Annotated in this window: 18 protein-coding genes; 3 read left to right on the forward strand and 15 right to left on the reverse strand. The window is 46.1% G+C overall.

Going from position 1 to position 20,061, the window contains the following annotated elements; all coding sequences use genetic code 11:
• Positions 1 to 212: hypothetical protein (locus tag VIS94_06135; protein ID HEY9160645.1), on the forward strand; the 212-nt coding region annotated here is incomplete at its 5' end.
• 289 nt (positions 213 to 501) lie between these two features.
• On the opposite strand, the gene VIS94_06140 is transcribed toward VIS94_06135, so the two are convergent.
• Together VIS94_06140 and VIS94_06145 are read right to left on the reverse strand one after the other, a co-directional pair.
• Positions 502 to 2,007: a tetratricopeptide repeat protein gene (locus tag VIS94_06140; GenBank protein HEY9160646.1), complete on the reverse strand. Its 1,506-nt coding sequence runs from the start codon at positions 2,005 to 2,007 to the stop codon at positions 502 to 504.
• A gap of 36 nt (positions 2,008 to 2,043) precedes the next feature.
• On the reverse strand, positions 2,044 to 2,514 hold the full coding sequence (locus VIS94_06145; protein ID HEY9160647.1) for an LPP20 family lipoprotein: 471 nt from the start codon (positions 2,512 to 2,514) through the stop codon (positions 2,044 to 2,046).
• Between the two features lie 189 nt (positions 2,515 to 2,703).
• Here VIS94_06145 and VIS94_06150 point away from each other — a divergent pair, with 189 nt between their 5' ends.
• Together VIS94_06150 and VIS94_06155 are read left to right on the forward strand one after the other, a co-directional pair.
• A complete protein-coding gene (locus VIS94_06150) occupies positions 2,704 to 2,934 on the forward strand; it encodes a type II toxin-antitoxin system prevent-host-death family antitoxin (protein HEY9160648.1) in 231 nt (76 codons plus the stop codon).
• Positions 2,931 to 3,326: a type II toxin-antitoxin system VapC family toxin gene (locus VIS94_06155; GenBank protein ID HEY9160649.1), complete on the forward strand. Its 396-nt coding sequence runs from the start codon at positions 2,931 to 2,933 to the stop codon at positions 3,324 to 3,326. Before VIS94_06150 ends, VIS94_06155 begins: the two co-directional genes overlap by 4 nt.
• A gap of 167 nt (positions 3,327 to 3,493) precedes the next feature.
• Here VIS94_06155 and VIS94_06160 read toward each other — a convergent pair whose 3' ends face one another.
• The 13 genes from VIS94_06160 to VIS94_06220 form a co-directional block, all read right to left on the reverse strand.
• On the reverse strand, positions 3,494 to 4,027 hold the full coding sequence (locus VIS94_06160) for a cob(I)yrinic acid a,c-diamide adenosyltransferase (protein HEY9160650.1): 534 nt from the start codon (positions 4,025 to 4,027) through the stop codon (positions 3,494 to 3,496).
• Complete coding sequence (icmF, locus tag VIS94_06165) at positions 4,024 to 7,257, reverse strand: fused isobutyryl-CoA mutase/GTPase IcmF (protein ID HEY9160651.1); 3,234 nt, start codon at positions 7,255 to 7,257, stop codon at positions 4,024 to 4,026. Before icmF ends, VIS94_06160 begins: the two co-directional genes overlap by 4 nt.
• A 161-nt stretch (positions 7,258 to 7,418) precedes the next feature.
• Positions 7,419 to 8,807, reverse strand: a complete 1,389-nt coding sequence (locus VIS94_06170) for an HD-GYP domain-containing protein (protein ID HEY9160652.1) — start codon at positions 8,805 to 8,807, stop codon at positions 7,419 to 7,421.
• A gap of 13 nt (positions 8,808 to 8,820) precedes the next feature.
• Positions 8,821 to 9,366, reverse strand: a complete 546-nt coding sequence (locus VIS94_06175; GenBank protein HEY9160653.1) for an ATP-binding protein — start codon at positions 9,364 to 9,366, stop codon at positions 8,821 to 8,823.
• On the reverse strand, positions 9,363 to 10,106 hold the full coding sequence (locus tag VIS94_06180; protein HEY9160654.1) for a PHP domain-containing protein: 744 nt from the start codon (positions 10,104 to 10,106) through the stop codon (positions 9,363 to 9,365). The genes VIS94_06175 and VIS94_06180 overlap by 4 nt, the downstream gene beginning before the upstream one ends.
• 24 nt (positions 10,107 to 10,130) lie before the next feature.
• Positions 10,131 to 10,469 (reverse strand): serine kinase, encoded by a 339-nt coding sequence (locus tag VIS94_06185; protein HEY9160655.1) that lies wholly within the window; start codon positions 10,467 to 10,469, stop codon positions 10,131 to 10,133.
• Between the two features lies 1 nt (position 10,470).
• A complete protein-coding gene (locus VIS94_06190; GenBank protein HEY9160656.1) occupies positions 10,471 to 10,914 on the reverse strand; it encodes an ATP-binding protein in 444 nt (147 codons plus the stop codon).
• Positions 10,907 to 11,287, reverse strand: a complete 381-nt coding sequence (locus VIS94_06195) for a DRTGG domain-containing protein (protein ID HEY9160657.1) — start codon at positions 11,285 to 11,287, stop codon at positions 10,907 to 10,909. The genes VIS94_06190 and VIS94_06195 overlap by 8 nt, the downstream gene beginning before the upstream one ends.
• Before the next feature lie 20 nt (positions 11,288 to 11,307).
• A complete protein-coding gene (locus VIS94_06200) occupies positions 11,308 to 11,949 on the reverse strand; it encodes a carbonic anhydrase (protein HEY9160658.1) in 642 nt (213 codons plus the stop codon).
• Positions 11,950 to 12,060: 111 nt separating this feature from the next.
• Entirely contained in the window at positions 12,061 to 13,341 is a 1,281-nt protein-coding gene (locus tag VIS94_06205) for an OFA family MFS transporter (GenBank protein ID HEY9160659.1), read from the reverse strand.
• A 169-nt stretch (positions 13,342 to 13,510) separates the two neighbouring features.
• On the reverse strand, positions 13,511 to 17,005 hold the full coding sequence (gene smc, locus VIS94_06210) for a chromosome segregation protein SMC (GenBank protein ID HEY9160660.1): 3,495 nt from the start codon (positions 17,003 to 17,005) through the stop codon (positions 13,511 to 13,513).
• On the reverse strand, positions 16,986 to 18,521 hold the full coding sequence (locus VIS94_06215) for a DNA mismatch repair protein MutS (GenBank protein HEY9160661.1): 1,536 nt from the start codon (positions 18,519 to 18,521) through the stop codon (positions 16,986 to 16,988). Before VIS94_06215 ends, smc begins: the two co-directional genes overlap by 20 nt.
• On the reverse strand, positions 18,518 to 20,053 hold the full coding sequence (locus VIS94_06220) for a DNA mismatch repair protein MutS (protein HEY9160662.1): 1,536 nt from the start codon (positions 20,051 to 20,053) through the stop codon (positions 18,518 to 18,520). Before VIS94_06220 ends, VIS94_06215 begins: the two co-directional genes overlap by 4 nt.
• Positions 20,054 to 20,061 lie beyond the last annotated feature (8 nt).

Genomic DNA, 20,061 nt, shown 5'->3' on the forward strand with positions numbered 1-20,061 from the left:
ATGCCTCCGGCAGCCTTGACTCCTCCTCCCTGCATGCTCACAAGAAATCATGGCCGACGGCGGGGGAATGGCCTTTTTCAACCTCAAGCAAAGGAATATCTGTGAAAGGAGAAAATCAAGACCATGGTTTGAGAAAAAATCTGTCGGGTATAAAAAGGAAATTCCACCTTATCTTAAATCATCTTTGGTCTGGACAACGGGGTTCACTTTAAATCAGGGTAGTAAACAACTATATCATTGGTCCGAAAGTATTTTTCAGAAACCCGAAAAATATTCTGAGCAGAAGGAATATCGATTTGCCCTAGTCGGTGATTATTCCACGATTGAGTTCAAGGAAATCAAGCTGTCACTTGGATCTTGCGACAACCTTATATCGGTAGTCAAAAGAAAGTACCGATGATGCCAACAAAAGGTGCAAATATTGACTTTATTTACAGATGATAGACTCATACAGTCCGACGGAAAAATTGCCTGTCTGTACTATATCTTTTGGGTTATCTTCTAGGGTTTGCATTCTTCCATCCCTCGACAATTTCCAAGGTTACAGGCCTTTCGGAAATCGAGACATGCCTTTCCCATATCGCCTTTGCCTGCCCACATCAGACCCCTACCGATATAGGCAACAGCTAGGGATGGATTGATTGTAATGGCATGGGTAAAATCCTTAATGGCAATGTCAAGCTCGCCATTCATACCCCACGCAGCACCCCGGTTGCAATAAGCATCTGCATAGGTAGGGTTGATTTCAATGGCCTTCGTGAAGTCCTTTATAGCGATTACATATTCACCTTTGTTTGACCATGCGTTACCTCGGTTATAATATGCCTCTGAAAGGGTTGGGTTAATTTCTATGGCTCTGGTGAAATCCTTAATTGCCTGTTCATAATCACCTTTACCACTCCATGCAATCCCCCTGTTGGAATATGCTTCTGCAAAGGATGGATTGATCTCAATGAACCGAGTGAAGTCATTTATGACATTGTTAAATTCGCCTTTCATACCCCACGCCAGACCCCGGTTATAATATGCCTCTGCAAGAGATGGATTGATTCCTATGGCACTGGTAAAATCCTTCATTGCAATGTCAAACTCACCTTTCATCCTCCACTCATTACCCCGATTGCAATAGGCTTCTGCATAGGATGAGTTGATCTGAATAGCATTGGTATAGTCCTTAATAGCGCGGTCATATTCGCCTTTGTCTGACCATGCATTTCCCCGGTTGTAATAAGCTCCTGCAAAGTTAGGATTTTGTTCAATTGCACTTGTATAATCCTGAATGGCTCGCTCTTTATCACCTTTGTCATACCATGCAACTCCTCGGTTGTTATAGGCCGTTGAAAATAAAGGGTCAATTTCAAGTGCCTTGTTAAGATATTTGATTGCATTGTCAGGATCAGAATATTTGCCATCTTTCCAAAGACTACTAGCTTTTTCAAACCATCCTACAGCCTCTATTCTCTGTGAGTTCTCCTTGAATTCTTTCTTGAGTTCGGCCTTCTGCTTTTCATCGGCATTGGACTTTTCCAGTTCCCTATTCTTCTCTTCAAGGAGTTTTACCTTTGCGAGAAGCTCAGTCTCCCTTTTCTGACTTTCAGTGTATTTTTGCATAAGCTCACGGTCGCCTAGCATTGTTTTTATCCGTTCATTCAGAACGCTTGTATCCACATCCACTTTCGTTTCTATGATAATTCCGAATGCATCACCCTCTGTGAAGTTCTTCTGCGAAACCACTTCAACCTTAAGAATGCCGGCGGAAAGGGCAAGTATTTCATCTTTGTCAATCTTGCTGTCCTTTACTACAGTGAGGCTTTCAAGATATGTCCCCGCCTTTTCAAGGACGTTTCTTTTTGCCTTTGCTATAGCCGCTGTTCGGGCGTCATCAGGCGATTGGCTGCCTCCGAATGTCTGCTTTACGGTTTCAGTGAAGGTCTTTATCTCTGCATAAGCCGGAGATGCAATAGCTATCACGAGTATTACAACAATAATGAATTGCCTGATTTTCATGTCCAACTCCTTAATGAAACATATCAATCATTCAGATTATTCATCTTTTTCAATCAAGGCGCGGCGCTTATCTTCGGGAATGCCTTTAACCCTATCAACAGCCATTATGTACTGCTCTGTCTCAAGTGACATCAAAACGTAAAGCGTGCCATTTGGGCTTGTCCATGAATCAGTCATTTCTATACCCGAGAGTGTGTTGTTCGATATTTCAACTATCACTTCCTCAATATGCTGAGTGTCAATGCTGCCTGCAGTGTTTGATACTGATGACCTGTAGTCGGTTAACACAGATTCTATCCTTGTGCTTAGCTTCTTTGAAATATCTGCCTTGGCCTTCGTTTTCGCTACAATCAGGGCTTCCCCCGGATCAGCCCCGGCAGCAGAACCGACGCCGCATAAGGCAGGATGACCTGTCTTTTGGATAAAGTACCCGGCGCAATCTTTTGTAACCCAATCAGGGGCCCCGGCGAACTCCTTTTTTACAGGGTTTGTTGCACAGCTTTGCAATAACATCATCAGACAAAACAAATTGAATATAAAGGTTCCCTTCATTCTCACACGCATGTCCTTTTATATCATAATTGGAATGTCAGTGAAAAATAATAAGCACGACTACCGCTCATCTGTATTTTTCATATTGACATCAGACATATAATTGTACAACTGTTTTGTACAACAAGTCTTATGGGAGGACCTATGCTGGTTGTAAATGTCAGCGAGTTCAGGAGCAATCTTCAGTCGTTTTTAGGTAAAGTAAAATCCGGAGAGGAAATGACGCTTACATCAAGGGGAAAAGCCATTGCCCAGATAATCCCTGTCGCGGACAAAAAGGAAAGCGCAAAGAAGAAGCTCTTATCCATGAGAACAAAATGTGTCGTAGGCGATGTCACGTCGCCCCTGGGTGAATCGTGGGAGGCCTTGAAGTGATCCTGCTTGATACATGCGCCCTTATTTTTGATGCACTCACACCTGAAAGGTTAAGCAAAAAGGCCGCACGGTCGATTGAAGAAGGCGACGAAACAAACGAACTGTTCTGTTCGGACATTTCACTCTGGGAGATAGCCATGCTGATAGAAAAAGGCAGACTTTCCCCCGGTACCGCAACCGATGATTTCCTTAAAAGCATGCTGGATTCAAGGGGAATCAAAACGCTGACGATTACGCCAACGATTGCCTACCTTTCAGCTTCATATAAGCATTTTAAACACAATGACCCGGCAGACAGGATAATAGCCGCAACCGCACTGACAAACAAATGCCCGGTTGTCACAAGCGATTCATTGCTGAAAAAAATAAAGGGATTGAACATAATCTGGTGAAACAGGGAAAAATCTCAGACGACCCGGACTACAAATATTCTTTACGGCGCGTCAGAACAAAGCAGGTCAAGGAGTGACGAAGGCGAGAAGCGAAACATACTTTTAGCGTATGTTGCAGCGACGAGCCAAGGAACGACGCAGAGATGCGAAGTTATCATGCGCCGTACTCAGCTTTCGATGCCTTTCCTCGCTTGAACCCCTTTGTTATAGTAATGTTTTATATCCTGCATCTCGGTAATCAGATCCGCTGCATCATACAGGTTGGTATTTACACTGCGCCCCGTCAGGACAAGTTCCATCCCCGAAGGCCTTGATTCTATTATCTGGCGTACTTCGGCCTCTGTTATAAGGTTGAACATGATAGCGGTCATCACCTCGTCAAGGACGAGTATGTCACAGAGCTTTCCTTTGATGATTTCCTTTATTCTTTTTATCGCCGCCTGAGCCCTTCTTACATCGGCCTCGTCCGGCGGATCGGTCAGTCTGCAGAACTGAGGATGGCCGTACTGTTCAATTATCACGAGGCCGGCCAGCATTCCCACGCTGTCCAGTTCACCATAATGCTGTCCCTTCATGAACTGTACGATTATGGTTTTCAGGCCGTGGCCTGCCGCACGCAGAGCAAGCCCCAGTGCCGCCGTAGTTTTGCCCTTGCCGTTTCCAGTATATATGTGAACGCAGCCTTTTCCTATCCCGCTCACATGTTCCTCCTGTAGCGGCCTCCGATTTCGTATAATGCGGCCGTTATCTGGCCCAGGCTGGCGACCCGAACCGTATCGATCAGTTCTTCGAAAATATTGCCGCCTGAAAGTGCTACTTCCTTCAGTCGTTTGAGTGCATACGGCGCCTTCTGTCTGTGCCTTTTCTGAAAGGCCCTCAGGTTATTGAGCTGCGCCATCTTCTCTTCGTTTGTCGCGCGCGTCAACGCAACGCAGGCACCGGGCCTGTCCTCCTGCCCCTCGTTATCGGGGTTCTCGAACGTATTCACGCCGATTATAGGCAGTTTACCGTTGTGCTTGAGGTGCTCGTAATGAAGCGACTCCTGCTGAATCTTGGCCCTCTGGTAATGAACTTCCATCGCACCGAGCACACCTTTCCTTTCGCTTATGCGCTCGAATTCCTGAAGCACGGCCTCTTCAACCGCATCTGTCAGCCATTCGAGGAAGAATGAGCCCTGCGCCTGGTTCTCGTTTTTGGACGGGCCGAACTCGCGGTTTATGATAAGCTGTATGGCCATTGCCCGGCGCACCGACTCCTCGGTTGGTGTTGTGACCGCTTCGTCATATGCGTTCGTATGGAGCGAATTGCAGTTGTCGTTCAGCGCGGTGAGCGCCTGAAGCGTGGTCCTTATGTCATTGAACTGCATTTCCATACTGTGAAGGGAACGCCCCGAGGTCTGGATGTGGTACTTGAGCTTCTGCGCCCTTTCGTCGCCCTTATAGAGGTCCCTCATGGCTATGGCCCATATCCTGCGTGCCACCCTCCCGAGCACGCTGTATTCGGCATCCATGCCGCTTGAGAAGAAGAATGAGAAGTTCTTGGCGAACTCGGTCACGTCCATACCCCTGGACATGTAATATTCGACATAGGTGAAGCCGTTGGCCAGTGTGAACGCAAGCTGGCTTACCGGATTGGCGCCGGCCTCGGCTATGTGGTAACCGCTTATGCTGACCGAGTAGAAGTTGTTTACGTCGTTATCGATGAAGTACTGCTGTATGTCGCCCATCATTTTAAGAGCGAATTCGGTTGAGAATATGCATGTGTTCTGGCCCTGGTCTTCCTTTAATATGTCCGCCTGGACCGTACCCCTTACATTCGACATGACCCACTTCTTAAGACTTGCGAGTTCATCCTTATCCGGCTTGCGGCCGTGTTCCTTAACGAACTTCTCAACCTGCTGGCCTATGGCGGTATTGAAGAAGAATGCAGCCATGATAGGGGCAGGCCCGTTGATGGTCATCGAAACGCTTGTAAGCGGTGAGCACAGGTCAAAGCCAGCATAGAGCTTTTTCATATCATCGAGCGTGCATATGCTGACCCCGCTTTCGCCGATCTTGCCGAAGATGTCAGGCCTCTCGTCAGGGTCTTCGCCGTAGAGCGTAACACTGTCGAATGCGGTTGAAAGCCTCTTCGCATCATCGTTTCTGCACAGGTAATGGAAGCGCCTGTTGGTGCGCTCCGGCGTGCCTTCGCCTGCAAACTGCCTTTTCGGGTCTTCCCAGTCGCGCTTGAACGGAAATACGCCTGCAGTGTACGGGAACGAGCCCGGGACATTCTCTTTTCTGACCCACCTGTATATTTCACCCTTGTCCCTGTAATCGGGAAGGGCGACCCTCGGCACTTCGAGGCCGGAAAGCGTAGTGCTTCTGAGAGGAACCCTTATATCCTTTCCCCTGACAGAGTAGCTGTAGTTCTTTGCGGCGTAGTGTTTCGACTCCGCTTCCCATTCCCTGAGCAGTTTTATGTCCTCCTGACGGATCTGGGTCTCCATCTTCCGCATGATCCCCGTGATATGGCTTTTATCCGCCCCTTCCGCATCCCCGGCCAGGTCCTTCAATGCCGCATATTTCCTGATCAGGTCTGATGTATCATCGGTATGCTTGTGGTAGGCCCTGACAACCCGGGCAATCTCCCTCAGATACTGGTCCCTTTCGGGCGGAACAATCCCGGCTCTGGGCTTTTCCTTTATCTCTTCCGGCATCACGGGGAGATTCCAGTTAACACCGCCTTTTTCCGCAACGAGTTTCATCAGGAAAGCAAAAGCCCTGTCCGAACCTTTGTCATCATATCTGCTTGCTACCGTGCCGAAAACCGGCATGTCCTCTTCGGGTCTGTCGAAGAGTTCGTGGTTTCTCATATACTGTTTTCTCACGTCCCTGAGGGCATCAAGGGCCTTCTGCTGTTCGAACTTGTTCAGCACAACCATGTCGGCATAGTCGAGCATGTCAATCTTTTCAAGCTGCGAGGGAGCGCCGTATTCGCTTGTCATCACGTATACGGAACAGCTGCTGATCTTTGATACGGCCGCATCCCCCTGGCCTATGCCGCTGGTCTCGACCATCACCATGTCATAGCCTGCGGCCTTCACTATATCTATCGCATCATTGATGGCTATTGAGAGTTCGTCCTTTGAAAGCCTTGTCGCCATGGAGCGCATGAACACCCTGTCATTTTCGATTGAGTTCATGCGGATGCGGTCACCCAGCAGGGCGCCTCCGCTCTTTGAGCGTGACGGATCGACAGAGATTATAGCAATCGTCTTGTCCGGATAGAATTCAATGAACCTGCGGACCATCTCGTCGATAAACGAGCTCTTGCCTGAGCCGCCCGTGCCGGTAATGCCCACGACCGGTATTCCGTCGGCAGGCCTTATATGGCGTCTGAGCTCTTCATAACGTTTGCTGAAGCCCATCACGCTCGCTTCCGCCATGCTTATGAGGCGTCCAATCTTCGCCTGATTCATGTCTTTCAATGAGGATATGTCTGCTTCGACATCAGGAATCCGCACTCCACGGGCGATGGAAATCATATGATCGATCATTCCCCTCAAACCCATCTTTTTGCCGTCGAGCGGGGAATATATCTTAGCAACGCCGTAAGCCTGGAGTTCGGCTATTTCTTCGGGTACGATAACACCGCCGCCGCCCCCGAAGACCTTGATGTATTCGCATCCGTTTTCCTTAAGGAGATCTATCATATACTTGAAGAACTCCATATGCCCGCCCTGATAAGAGCTCATGGCGATTGCGTGGGCACCCTCCTGGATGGCTGCTCGTACGACCTCGTTGACACCCCTGTTGTGGCCTAAATGTATCACTTCTGCGCCTGCATCCTGCAGGATTCTTCTGATGATGTTGATCGAGGCGTCATGCCCGTCGAAGAGGGCCGCCGCAGTAACGAATCTCACCGGCTCAAGCTTGCTTTTATCCATATTTATCTCCTGGCGAAATACTTAAAATCCTTCAAATCCCTGTTGAACTTCACTCATCGCCCGTGCACGTGCAACACGGAGGAGACCAAAGCTATAGCACGGTGCAATGAAATGTCAAATGCCTGTTTTCAGGCTTTTATCCCTCATCAATTCGCTTTTAATCAACGGACCGGCCATGTGTCTGACTCTTCAATTATCGAGAGGAATGCCTCTGCTATATCAGGATCGAACATCTTTCCGCTGTTGTCTTTGATGAAGTCCGTCACCTCTTCTTTTGTCATGGCCTTTCTGTATGGCCGGTCTTCAGTGATGGCGTCATAGACATCCGCCACCGCTATTATCCTTGCAAACAAGGGTATCGATTCCCCCCTGAGCCCTTCCGGATAGCCTTTGCCGTCCCAACGTTCATGGTGGTACATTATGCCGGAAAGAATATTTTCGTACGAAGGAATGTCCCTGATTATACCGGCCCCTGCCGCAGGATGGCCCCTGATTATGGAAAATTCCTCTTCCGTGAGCCTGCCGGGCTTGTCCAGAATAGCTTCGGGTACGGCTATCTTGCCTATGTCATGGAGGACGGCAGACACGATGAGATTGTCCATGACCTCATCACTGAGGCCGAGCCTCCAGCCGATCATCATCGTATACCTGGTGACCCTCTCGCTGTGGCCCGCAGTCCATCGCGATTTTGCGTCGATTGATCGGGTGAGCGCGGTCAGTATGCCCAGCATCAGATCTTCCCGCTCCTTCATGGCCGCACGTATGCTTGCGGCCATTGAATTGAGCGAGTCTGCAAGCTTGCCTATTTCATCCCTGCTCTCCGTATGGAACTCCCGCTCGAAGTTGCCTGACGCAATAATCCTGGCTTCACGGGAAAGCTCCTCAACAGGCCTGACAATTCCCCGGCCGAACAAAAGCCCTATCAGATATGAAAGAATCAGCAGCAGAATGCAGAACATTATGTTCTGGCCCGGGTTCTTTTTTACAAATTCGATTATGGAAGGCCGGGCTATGCTGTATGTGAGCACATAGCTGTATTTGTCGACAGGTCTTGTAAGGTTGTCTACTACTTTCAGCGTGTCCGAGAATCCGAAATTTACTCTTGATAACGATATCTTCCTGCCAGTCAGACTCTGATCAAGTTTACTGATAATATCAGGGTCTTTTATTTCATCTGTATGAAAGATATTGTCATCCCCCATATATATTTCTGACCAGACGCCGAAGGCTTTGTAATAGAGCCTTATATCGTCAATGGAATTCATCCCTGAAGAAAACTCAGCAAACAGGTTTACAGCCTTCATTGCATCCTTGTCTTTGACATCGAGAAGGCCCAGAAGACTGTCCCCCCTGTTATCAGGGAAAAGCGAAAAAATGCTGTCTTCAAATCTTCTGGTTACAAGGTTTACGATATCACCTGATCCCAGGGTAAATAGAATGATAAACGCCATATATCCGATTACAATACCGAAAAGAGTGAGCGTAAAGGCCATGCGTCTGGCAATCGTGGGCCTTAAGAAACACTTCAATCTCGAGGATTTGATATCCATACTCCCTTCCGTCTCATTGATCCTGCTGCGATGACAACCCTTCCTTGATGCTGTCCCTTATATATCCTATTACATCCATATTATTCAAAGGGACACTCTCAAGCGTCTCCCTGATTTCCCTGGTATCGAAAGTATATTCATAAGCATTCTTCCTGTAAGTAAAAAGAATGTCGACGTCCGGCCTTTCGAGAATAAGAGCGATAATCGCACCCGCGACATCGCCTGTGGGCTGCCTGTCGATATGGGAATGTCTGAATTCGGCCGAGATCAGAGTCCCTCTGCCGGGTTCGGATTCGATTTTAAAATCACCATCTGCCTGAAGGGCCGCCTGTTTGAGCATGGGAAGACCAAGCCCAATCCTCCTTACTTTTTTCGTAGTAAAAAATGGGTCCAGGGCTTTTTCAATCTCGTCAGCGTTCATCCCGCAGCCGTTGTCCTTTATGCTTATTGTAAGCCTGTCGTTTATCATGTCTTCAATAAGCGAAATCTCGACCAGGCTTGCGCCGGCCCTCAATGAATTCTGCGAGATGTCAAGTATGTGAAGCGCGAGTTCAATCATTGCCCCTCCAGAACATATCTTCCTTCCTCGCCTTTCAGCGCCATCCTGATCTCGTCAAAGCTCGGAGCCTCGATGAAAAACACAGTAGGAGAGCTGCCGATGTCCGTTGTAAAATGGGCATCCGATGACGTTATAAAGGTGTAGCCGGACAACTCGGGATATAGTTCCCTCCCTTTTTTTATTCCCGTCCTTGCAGATATCTCGAGCGCATCGAATGCAGCGTCTGGCGGGACAAACCCGAGCTGGCCGAGAACACTGAAACTCTCACGGTCGATATGCGAGGCAATGGCAAGACCGTCAAAACCATGGATTGCATCCACAACAGAATTCAGGGAAAGACCTGTAGCACCTATCAACAGACGGGGATTGAAACCTTCCACTTCACCCGCTTCGTTAACGATAGCCTGAACACCGAACACGTCCTCGTCATTTTCCCCCGTCAGATTTTCATAAACAACTTTCTGGAAAGAGAGAAGGTCTTCAAGAGTTTTAAAAAGCGCTATCGTATGAACCTCTTCCATGCTCGTCACTTCCATGCCTGGAAGTACAACCAGACCGGTTCCTTTTGCAGCGTTCATGACATACGGCGCATTCTCAGATGAATTATGGTCGCATACAGCTATGACATCGATTTTCTTTTCGAGTGCCTTTCTGATGACGGCGGAAGGATGCATGTCGAGTTCTGCGCACGGAGAAAGGCATGTATGTATATGAAGGTCGCAGGAAAATTTTCGCATCATCCTGCCTTTAAAAAAATGAGGGCCCTAGGAAGCCCCGAGGAGTTTGAATATCCTGCCGGTGACTTCAAAAGCGGACAGTTTGCTCCCCAGTATCGGGATGCCTTCCTTTACCGCCTTGCTCAGGGTATCGGCATCGGGTCTGGCCCCCTGAACGACAATAACCGCGGAAAGCTCCTTAAGAGTTGCAACGGCAACTGTATTCTGGTGGACCTGCCTTGTAACCCACACATTGTCCTTTCTGGCGTTTGCCATGACATCGCTCAACAAGTCGCCCGAGTAGCCTCCGTCAACAGGCCTGTCAAGCATGTCTTTGCAGCAGAAAACATCAAGACCCAGGCTTTCGACAATTGTTTTAACATCCATATTAAAGCGCATCCTTTTCAGCAATTTTTATTATGCTTTTTACGGTTGTCCCCTTGCCGACTTCCGAACTTATCTCGAATATATCTGAAAACTTCTTTATATTCGGAAGCCCCATTCCGGCCCCGAAACCCATCTCCCTTACCTGATCGTCAGCCGTTGAAAATCCTTCTATCAGCGCCCTTTTTATATCGGGAATACCCGCACCTTTGTCTGTCGCCTCAATGGTGATCGTGCCGTTTTCAACAATGAAAGATATCGTCCCCACATCCGCATAAGAAATGATGTTCACCTCGGCCTCAAATGCCACGACCGCCGCCTTTCTTACCGCTTCTTCCGGGACGCCGTGCTCCTTCAATATCTTTTTTATCTGGCTTGAAATCAATCCGGCATCAATGAACTCGCGACCTTTTACGGTAAAATATCCTCCGAAGCTTTTATCAGACACCACAGGTATTATCTCCGCTGCAGACCTCTCTTATGCAGCCGCAAATTCCCGCACTGTAAAGAATCCCGATCGTTTCGAACATTATGTAATCAGTCCTTATAATCGGAATATGAAGCTCTCTTGCTATATCTACAGCCTGTTCCTGAGGCGTTTTGCCCCGGCATATTACTATTGCTGCAATGTCAAGCGCAAAAGCAGTCCTGACCGATTGTGCTGTCGTAAGTCCGGTTATCAGAAGGCAGCCTGACCTTGCAAAAGCAAGCACATCGCTCATCAGGTCTGCCGCGAAAGCCGTCTTCAGCTCGATTGAAAGCTTCTCAGCCCCTACGATTACCTCTCCGTTTATTTCGTTTTTTATTTCTTCCAGGGTCACGTGATTTTTACCCCTTTGTTCTAATCAACATAATCTTTCAGATCCACGCCGCAAGCCAGCATGTCTTCCCTTTTCAGGCCTGTTTTTCCATTGATGCTCCTGATCAGGAGCCTCCCGTATCCCTTGCCGAAGGCATTCTGAAAATCATATATCGATCCGATCACGGTAAGAGAACCATCTTCTATTAGCTTTGAATATCTGTCAACTGCAACACTGGTCTGATAATCCAGGTTTTTTCTGATATTGCTTATAAGCTCTCTATTGAAATCCGCATCAGCATCAGGAGCCTTAAGGGACGGTTTCATATTGTCCAGTTCACGCTTGATAGCGTCATTCTCCTTTTCATAACCTTTCATGAAAGCCTTGACTGCCCCGCAGTCGGTATGGCCCATGATCAAAAGCACCGGGGTGTGCAGATGAAGCACGCCGTAGTCAACCGAACCCTGCGCAGATGTCATCTGATTGCCGATTGTCTCGACGGTAAATACCTTGTTTATCGGGTCAGGCTCTATTATTCCGGGCTGAACACGCGAGTCGCAGCAGGAAACAAGCGTTATTTTCGGTTGTTGAGAAGTTGAATGGAGTTTGAAATAGTTTTCGTCGTGCCCTGAAACAAACTTTTCATTATTCTCCAATATCCGTGTAATTATTTCTTTTGACAAAGAAACCTCCCTTATTATTTGTATTCCTGATTTTATGAGGGAAAACCGCCTTATTGTAAAGGGATTTTATCTGGTGGAAGAAAGCGGGCCTAAGCTCGCTTTCTTATTATTTTACGCTGCTGCTTTTTTGGATCTGTTCTTAAACACCAGGTCTATTACGAGTCCAATAACAAGAAGACATGCTGCGATATAAAGGGCCTGCGCCTTGAATTTGGCGAATACCAGAGGCCCCAGAACACCAGCACACGCCCACGCAGTAAGCATGAAGCCGTAAACTTTGCCTATGTAGCCGGGCCCGAAGTTATCAGCCGCAAATGCAGGCATGGTTGCAAAGCCTCCGCCGTAGCAAGAAAGAAGGTAACATGCTGCAACCAGGAATATCCAGTAGTTGGAAAGAATTCCCAGTGCGACAAGGATATAAATTATCGCCTGAGAAGCAAACATCGTTCCGAAAACACCTTTTCTTCCTATCTTATCCGACATGCTAGCCCAGAAGAGCCTGCCGAGACCGTTGAATATGGCCGATATTGCGACTACCAGTCCGCCCATGGCAGCCAGCTTCTTTACCAGTGCCTCTCCGGTCAATGAAACATCGGCAAGCGGCTTGTAATAATCCTGTGCCAGAGGAGAGAGCTGAGAGATAAGACCAAGGCCTGCGGAAACATTCAGGAACAGCATGGCCCAGAGCATCCACCACTGGGGTGTCTTTACCGCCTGGCCAAACATAAGGGAATCTGCCGCCGATACAGTGCTGGCTGAAGGTGTGAATCCGGCCGGGAGCCACCCTGCAGGCGGGTTCTTGAATAACTGTGCAGCGCCTGTTACGAGGATCAGGAATATCACACCCCATATATAGAATGTAAGGGCAACTCCTGAAGCTGTAAGACCGCCTTTGAAAGACCCGATCATCATGGGAGCGATCTGTCCCATGAAAAATGCGCCCATGCCAAATCCCATTACTGCAAGGCCTGTTACAAGACCGCGCTTATCAGGGAACCAGCGGATGAGGGTCGCTATCGGCGTAACATAACAGAAGCCGTTGCCCAGGCCGCCGATCAATCCGTATGACAGATAAAGAAGCGGAAGGCTAGCTATCTGATCGGCAACACCTGCAAGAAGAGTGCTCAGGCCGAAAAGGATACCGCCAAGTGTAGCAACGAATTTAGGCCCTTTTTTATCAACAAGCATCCCTCCGAATGCAGCGGCGCACCCGACAGTGAACATGAAGATCATAAAAGTATATTGAGTTGCAGCTTCTTCCCATCCATGCGCCCCCATAAGCGGCTTCTTGAAGACCGACCAGGCATACACGGTGCCCAGGCACAGCTGCATCACAATTGCAGCTATTGCTATTCCCCATCTTTTGCTTTCGAGATTCTCATTACCGGCCATAAACCCCTCCCTGAATATTCTTTTAAGGAATTTGCATACCCTCAAACCGTGATTCTTGCAAGCTGTATAACTCTGATGTTAAACAGTATATATAATTAATATATTTGTTAACTTAGAATATAGCAACGAGTCGTTGCCATAGTTCAACCGGGCATAAAGGGATTGCCTTTTAAATATTTCGAAGGTCCATGGATATAATCTTTGTCACTCCCGGCTTATTGAACGTAACACCATAGATGATATCAGTCATTTCCATCGTATTCTTGTTGTGTGTGACTACAATGAACTGAGAGTCATCGGCAAATGAACGTATCAGGTTGTTGAAGCTGTTGATATTGGAATCATCAAGAGGAGCGTCAACTTCATCGAGTATGCAGAATGGCGAAGGCCTGACCTTGAAAAGAGCAAAGATAAAAGAGATGGCGGTTAGAGTCTTTTCCCCTTCAGACAACAGACTCATCATCTTGAGTTTCTTAAAAGGTGGACATGCATAGATATCAACTCCCGCATCCATACCGCCTTCCTGAAGAATTATGTCTGCCTGTCCGCCGCCAAACATGGATGAGAATATCTCCTGGAAGTTTTCCCTGACCTTTGCAAATGTGGTTTTGAATTCCTTCTGGCTTTCATGCTCAATGCTGGAAACAAGTTCCTTAAGCCTCTCACTTTCGAGCACCAGTTCCTGATACCGGGTATGCATCTCATCATATCTGGTCTGAGTTTCATCATAAGATTCTATTGATGCGAAATTTATCTGGCCGAGCATGTCCACCCTTGTCTGCAATTTTGCCGCTTCCACCCTCGCAGAAGATGGATCAAAATCCTGCGGGACCTCCGGCAAGGGACCCTCGCCGAATCTGCCTGAATAGCGCTCTGAAATCATCCTTTCAGCAATTTCCTGCTCCTTGGATTCAAGAAGAATCATGTTTCTTCTTTCCTCTTGTGACGAGATGAACGCATTAATGGCAAGGGCATGTTTATTAATTTCTTCCGTCTCCTGTGACAATTTTGAATACTCAGGGATTATTTTTTCCAATTCGATCTCTTTTGCCTTTATATCCGCAATGGTGTTAATGACTACTTCTTCCGCGTTTTTAAGCATTGAGGTTATTCCGGCTTCTTTCTGTCTGAGTTCACAAATGCTTGCCTTGTCGGTTTCGAGCTCACTTTTCACCCTCACTGCTGATGCCTTGAGACCTTTTATCTTCTCATCAAAAGATGCCTTTTCGACTTTGATGACGGTAAGCTTTTCAGTAATAAGCCTTCTTTCATTTATGGCCTTATCCAAGACCTCAACTGCATCTGTTTTTTTTGTTTCAAGAATTTTAAGTTCGGATTTCAGCCTTTCCAGAAGCTGCTCAAAATCTTCTTTTTCTTTTTTTGCAGCTTCAATCTCAGCTTTTACAGAAGTTGTCATCTCCTCCCATGACTTGATATCCTTTAAAAAATCCTTGCAACGTTTTTCCGCTATTTCTTTTTTTAAAGACTCTGCCCGCCTCAATGAGGCTGCTGCTGATTTTTCTTCTTCCAGACTGGATATATTCTCGCTCAGGAGTAAAATTTCTGTTTTAACATTGTGCAGTTTTTCCAAATCAAATTCGATTGATTCTTTTATCTTTTCAATTTCTATTTCAAGTTCTGCTGAAATTAAATTCTGTATTTCAAGTTCGGCCCGGGCTTTCAGCATCCCGGCATATTTATCCCTTTCGGCGTTAACCCTCAATATACCCGAAGTTTCCAGGGTTATTCCATTTATTGTTATATAATTATGTGAGCGTTCCAGATTTTTCCACAGGTTAACGGCGGTCCGGATATCATTGACAATGCATTTCCCCTTCGAGATTATATTGACGACAGCCTCATATCCTTTTGCCGGACTTATATAATTCCTCAGGTGGCCCAGCACTGATTCAGGCAGTGGTCTCTTTTCCACGGAATCATCCCCCATGTCAGGCTCCAATGGTATGTAACCAGGGGCGGCTGCGATGTTCACACCCGGTTCAAAGAGTTCATCAAGGTCCTTTATTATGAGGTAATCAAGCATTTCTCCCAACGATCCTGCAGCATCTTCGAATCCTTTCTTTACCTTGATAACATCTGCCAGACGTTTATGCGATTTATCATTTTTATCAAGTGTGGCGTGCGGCGACGAATTTGCAATCACCGTTAGCATTTCCGTTTTTGCCTTCAAGCCCGCAAGTTCTTTTTCTTTTCCGGCAAGAATATTCCTTGTTTCCTCTATATTATTTATTAGACGGTCCCTGTTTGAAGACACCATAAGCATCTTCTCGTTGCAGGTGGCTATTCCGGCGTCGATTCCATTGATAACCGCATCATGTTTTTCAATTCTCTCGCATAGAATCCCGATCTCGGAATTGAGATTATTTATGTCATCCTGTCTTGATTTTACACCGCTCGATATTTCATTGAAGCGCTGGTTAAGATAATTGATGCGTTGATCAATAAGCCTTTCGCTGCCAAGTTTTTCAAACAGCTCCGAACGTTTTTTGTCATAATCGGCTGAAATCCCGGCCAATTTTGCTGAAAGGGCATCAGAATATTCAGACGCCGCTTTGAGATCCGAATCCACTCCGGCTTCTTTGTTATTGAGCCTTTCTCTTTCCTCTTCCGCTTTCCTGATTTGAGTATCCAAAGCAGCGGCTTCCATTTCGGCAGCCTCGATTTTAGAAGCAAGATGGAGAAGCGACGCTTGAATGTCTTTCATTCGTTCAATTGACGCGTCTCTTTCCGCAATGCAAAGATCGTGTCTTGCCCTGGCATTGTTCAGGCCTGCGTTTATGCTGTCGATATTTATCTTTATTTCGTTTAATTTCCTAATTTGATCTTCAAAAAGCCTGTTTTCCTCCTCGGAGGATATTTTTGCCTTCATTATCTCATCTTCGATAACTGCAAGATGACTAACAAGCTCTTCATGTTTTTTTCGAACCTCTTTGATCTCGATGGCCCAGACAAGCTTTGTCAATTCGTTCATTCTGTCTTTGAGTACCTGATATTTTCTGGCTTTAGATGCCTGCGACTTGAGGCTATCTTTCTGCCTGGCCAGCTCCGCAAGGATATCTTTTGTATGTTGAAGACCTGCCAGAGTTAATTCATGTTGTTTTATCGTATCGGCTCTTTTGACTCTCAAATGGCCCAATCCAGCCACTTCTTCTATCAGATGCCTGATATCCTCAGGTTTTGACAGGATGATATCCTTTACTCTGTCCTGATCGATTATGGCATAACCCTGCCTGTCCAGCCCCGTATCCAGAAAGATATCTGATATGTCTTTCAATCTGCACTTCAGGTTATTAAGGGTATAGATGCTTTCACCATCCCTGAAAAGCTTTCTTGCAACGGAGAATCCATTGACACCTTCAAATCTTCCCGGATAGAATCTGCCGTCGTTTTCGAAATAAAGGGCAACACTGGCCATGCTTTGTTCAGGAACATCCTGAGTTCCGGAAAATATCACATCTCCCATTGCACTTGCACGAATGGCCTTGGGGGCCTGTTCTCCAAGCGCCCATTTTATCGCATCGACGACATTGCTTTTTCCGCATCCGTTTGGTCCGGCAATGCAGGTTATGGCGGCAGGAAAATCAAGTACTGTCTTTTGGGCTATGGTCTTGAATCCTTGTATCTCAACTTTTCTCAATTTCATCAGGGTATCCCTTTTCCCGATCAGATTCGAATATCCTTTTATATAGATCCTCACCGAAGCTTGTCTGAAGAGGTTCACCTTCGATGATCCTGAATGTCCGCTTTCCGTCAGATCGTCTTTCGGCCCTCAAGAAGGTGGTGGTTTCCAGCCTTCTTTCATAAAGGTCATAAGCAAAATCAAATCCATGCGTAACAAAGATCGTCTTGATACGTTTTTCCAGTAATGCACCGATTATCTGCCTGGATATCTCCGAGCCTTCTCTCTTATTTGTTGCGGCAAAGGATTCATTCAGCAGCAGCAAGGAATTTAACGTTATATTATCTATGATATTGCTCATTCTGCTTAGTTCCTCATCAAGCTTTCCGCTGACCATGGAAGCGTCTTCCTCCCTTTTATAGTGCGTAAAAAGGCCGTCGCATATATCGGAACTGAACGAATCAGCCGGTACGAACATGCCGCTTTGCATCATCAACTGGGCTAAACCAATACTACGCAAAAAGGTCGATTTGCCTCCCTGATTTGCTCCGGTAACAAGAAAAAGGCATTTGTTATCTGCATTCAGGTCGTTTCCCACAACTTTTTTCTTCATGGTCAAGGCCAAGCATACATCATATAACCCTTTAAAAGAAAGCCTGCGTTCACCGGAACCTTCAGGCATGGGAAAAGATACCGGCGCTTTAATCTGGACAAGTTGCTCATGCAAATTCAGGCAGCCTACGTAAAAGGCCAATTCCGTCCTCAATCTGTTAAAAAAACCAAGGATATGATCTGCGGACTGGGCAAGGGCATTGGCTACAAAGTTGAGTCCCCTGTCTCTCAATTCTGACAACGCCCGGCACCCGCTTTCATCACGGTCGCTGATCGTGAAAGAATAACCATCCGGAATTTTTATAAAGAGCTGTTTAATCCAGCCTTGTCTTTTATTGTTGGATTTACGAAGTATATAATTAACGCCGATGTTTCCTTCTCCCAATTCAGCGCTCATCAATACGCCGTTTCCGAACTTAAGTTCCTTGAGGTGATTTTGAACGCTGAGCAGATATTCGTCGTTTATTTCTTCTTTCAACAGCTCAAAAAAAGCGGTGAAACCCCTGGAGTTAAATCCGGCGGAATGTTCATACGCAACATTCCTCAGTTTTTTAAGCATGCTCACATACAACTGCATCATGCCGACAGCGCTGTAAAGTATCGAAGATGGATGTTTATGAGTAAAAATACCCAACCAGCTCTTTTTCTTGTTTTCAATTGTTTCAATGGTAAGGGAATACAGATTCCTGACAACTGAAGGATTTTCAAGACAATCCTTGATGATATTCTGGCGGTAAACAATCGTTTCAGGGTCATTGTTCAACCCTGAGAGAACAGTTTTCTTCACGACATCATATATAAACCGATCGCCGGCCGACATGGCATTGAAAAGCGTGTTTAATTCCAGGTCTTTTATCAATTCCTGTTCATTCACAGGCAATGACTGATTCAGATCGCAATCATCTTCATACATGAGGAGGGTTTTCATAATTGCAAACGCTCCATGAGATAATCATAGGTGAGCCGGTGTTTTTCGGCAATCGACAAAGCATACGAAAGACCGTCGGCAGGTTTTCTGACAATTTTAAAACTCCGCAATACCGGATTTTCGGGAATAACCGTGCTTACCATGCTTACCGTCTTTTCACTGACAGAGGACAGTTCGTCGATGAATGTCACCCATACGCAGAGCAAATCCAGTTGCGTTATCTTATCCATGATTTTGTTACTCAAAAAAACCGCATCTTTCAATGTGGTCGAACTGAATATCTCGTTCATGATGATGATACTATTTGGAGTAGACTGATTAAGAATGGCATATATCCTGACCAGGTCATCCTGAAGCTTGCCCCTCAAATTTCTGATGTCTTCTTCTTTTTCGAAATGAGTAAAAAGTTTGTCAAACAGGAAGAGCCGCGCCTTGCTGCCGGGCACGGGACAGCCCAGGCTGGCCAGATAATGCAACTGCCCGAAGGTCCGCGCAAATGTTGTTTTACCTCCCTGATTCGGACCGGATATTACAAATATCCTCTCCCTGTCCCTGAGATAAAAATCATTACATACAACCGAAGAGTTTTCGTTAATGAGTTTATTGGCAAGTGCAAGATCAAATCCTTCAAAATCATAGACATCCTTGCATTTTCTGGAAACATGCGGATAGCAGAATTTCAACCCTCTTTGTTTGAAATTTGCGGCATATTCCAGATAAGCCAGATAAAACTGAATTTCTCTTTCAAAAACACTTATTGTTTCATCAAGAAAATCAGCATTTCCCAGATAAAATTTATCAAGACTTGAGAATATCTCCGGATACAGCTTGGCAACCAAATCCAATATTTTTTCTTCGACATGATTCATGCCGGACATGACGGGAAATTTGACCCTGTAATCTTTAGCTGCACCCTGTTTGAATTTTTCAAATGTTTTCTCGACCTCAACACTGTAATCGGGTTCAGATTCGTATTTGCTTACCTTCACGTGGAGCCCGTTAATGAGTACACAATATTTCACTGATGACAAACCGGCATCAAGCTTCTCGATACTTTCCTTAAGTGAAATAAACCGGTCCGATTTGACATAACCGGTCAGGTATTCCCTGAAAGCTGACAAACCTTTTGATCTCATGTCGAGTATCGTCAAGTCATTCTTAAGGGTTTTAACTGCATCACAATAAATCTTTACCGATTGCAAAAACCAACCCTGCTTATGGTGCTTGTGGTTGAGCTTTTCCACCAATGAAAAATATTGGCGCATCTTGCTCATTTTTTGAGCAAATGCTTTTATGCATTCGAACAGGTTGGCATCTTCAAGATCACGCATTATCTCATGACGATATTCGATTGTACCCACATCATTCAGGATTGTATAAAAAAAAGGTTTCAGATTGTATTCCTTCTTGTTGACAGTAATGGTATCTATAATCTGATCCAGATTCAGGTCAGTCAAAAAATCATGCGGTTCAAGACGAACCCCGTTGGATTCTTCCGGGGTTTTGTCAAATAAAATACTTCTGAAAGTCATTGAAGACG

The organism is Desulfomonilia bacterium, from assembly GCA_036567785.1.
Taxonomy (GTDB): domain Bacteria; phylum Desulfobacterota; class Desulfomonilia; order UBA1062; family UBA1062; genus DATCTV01.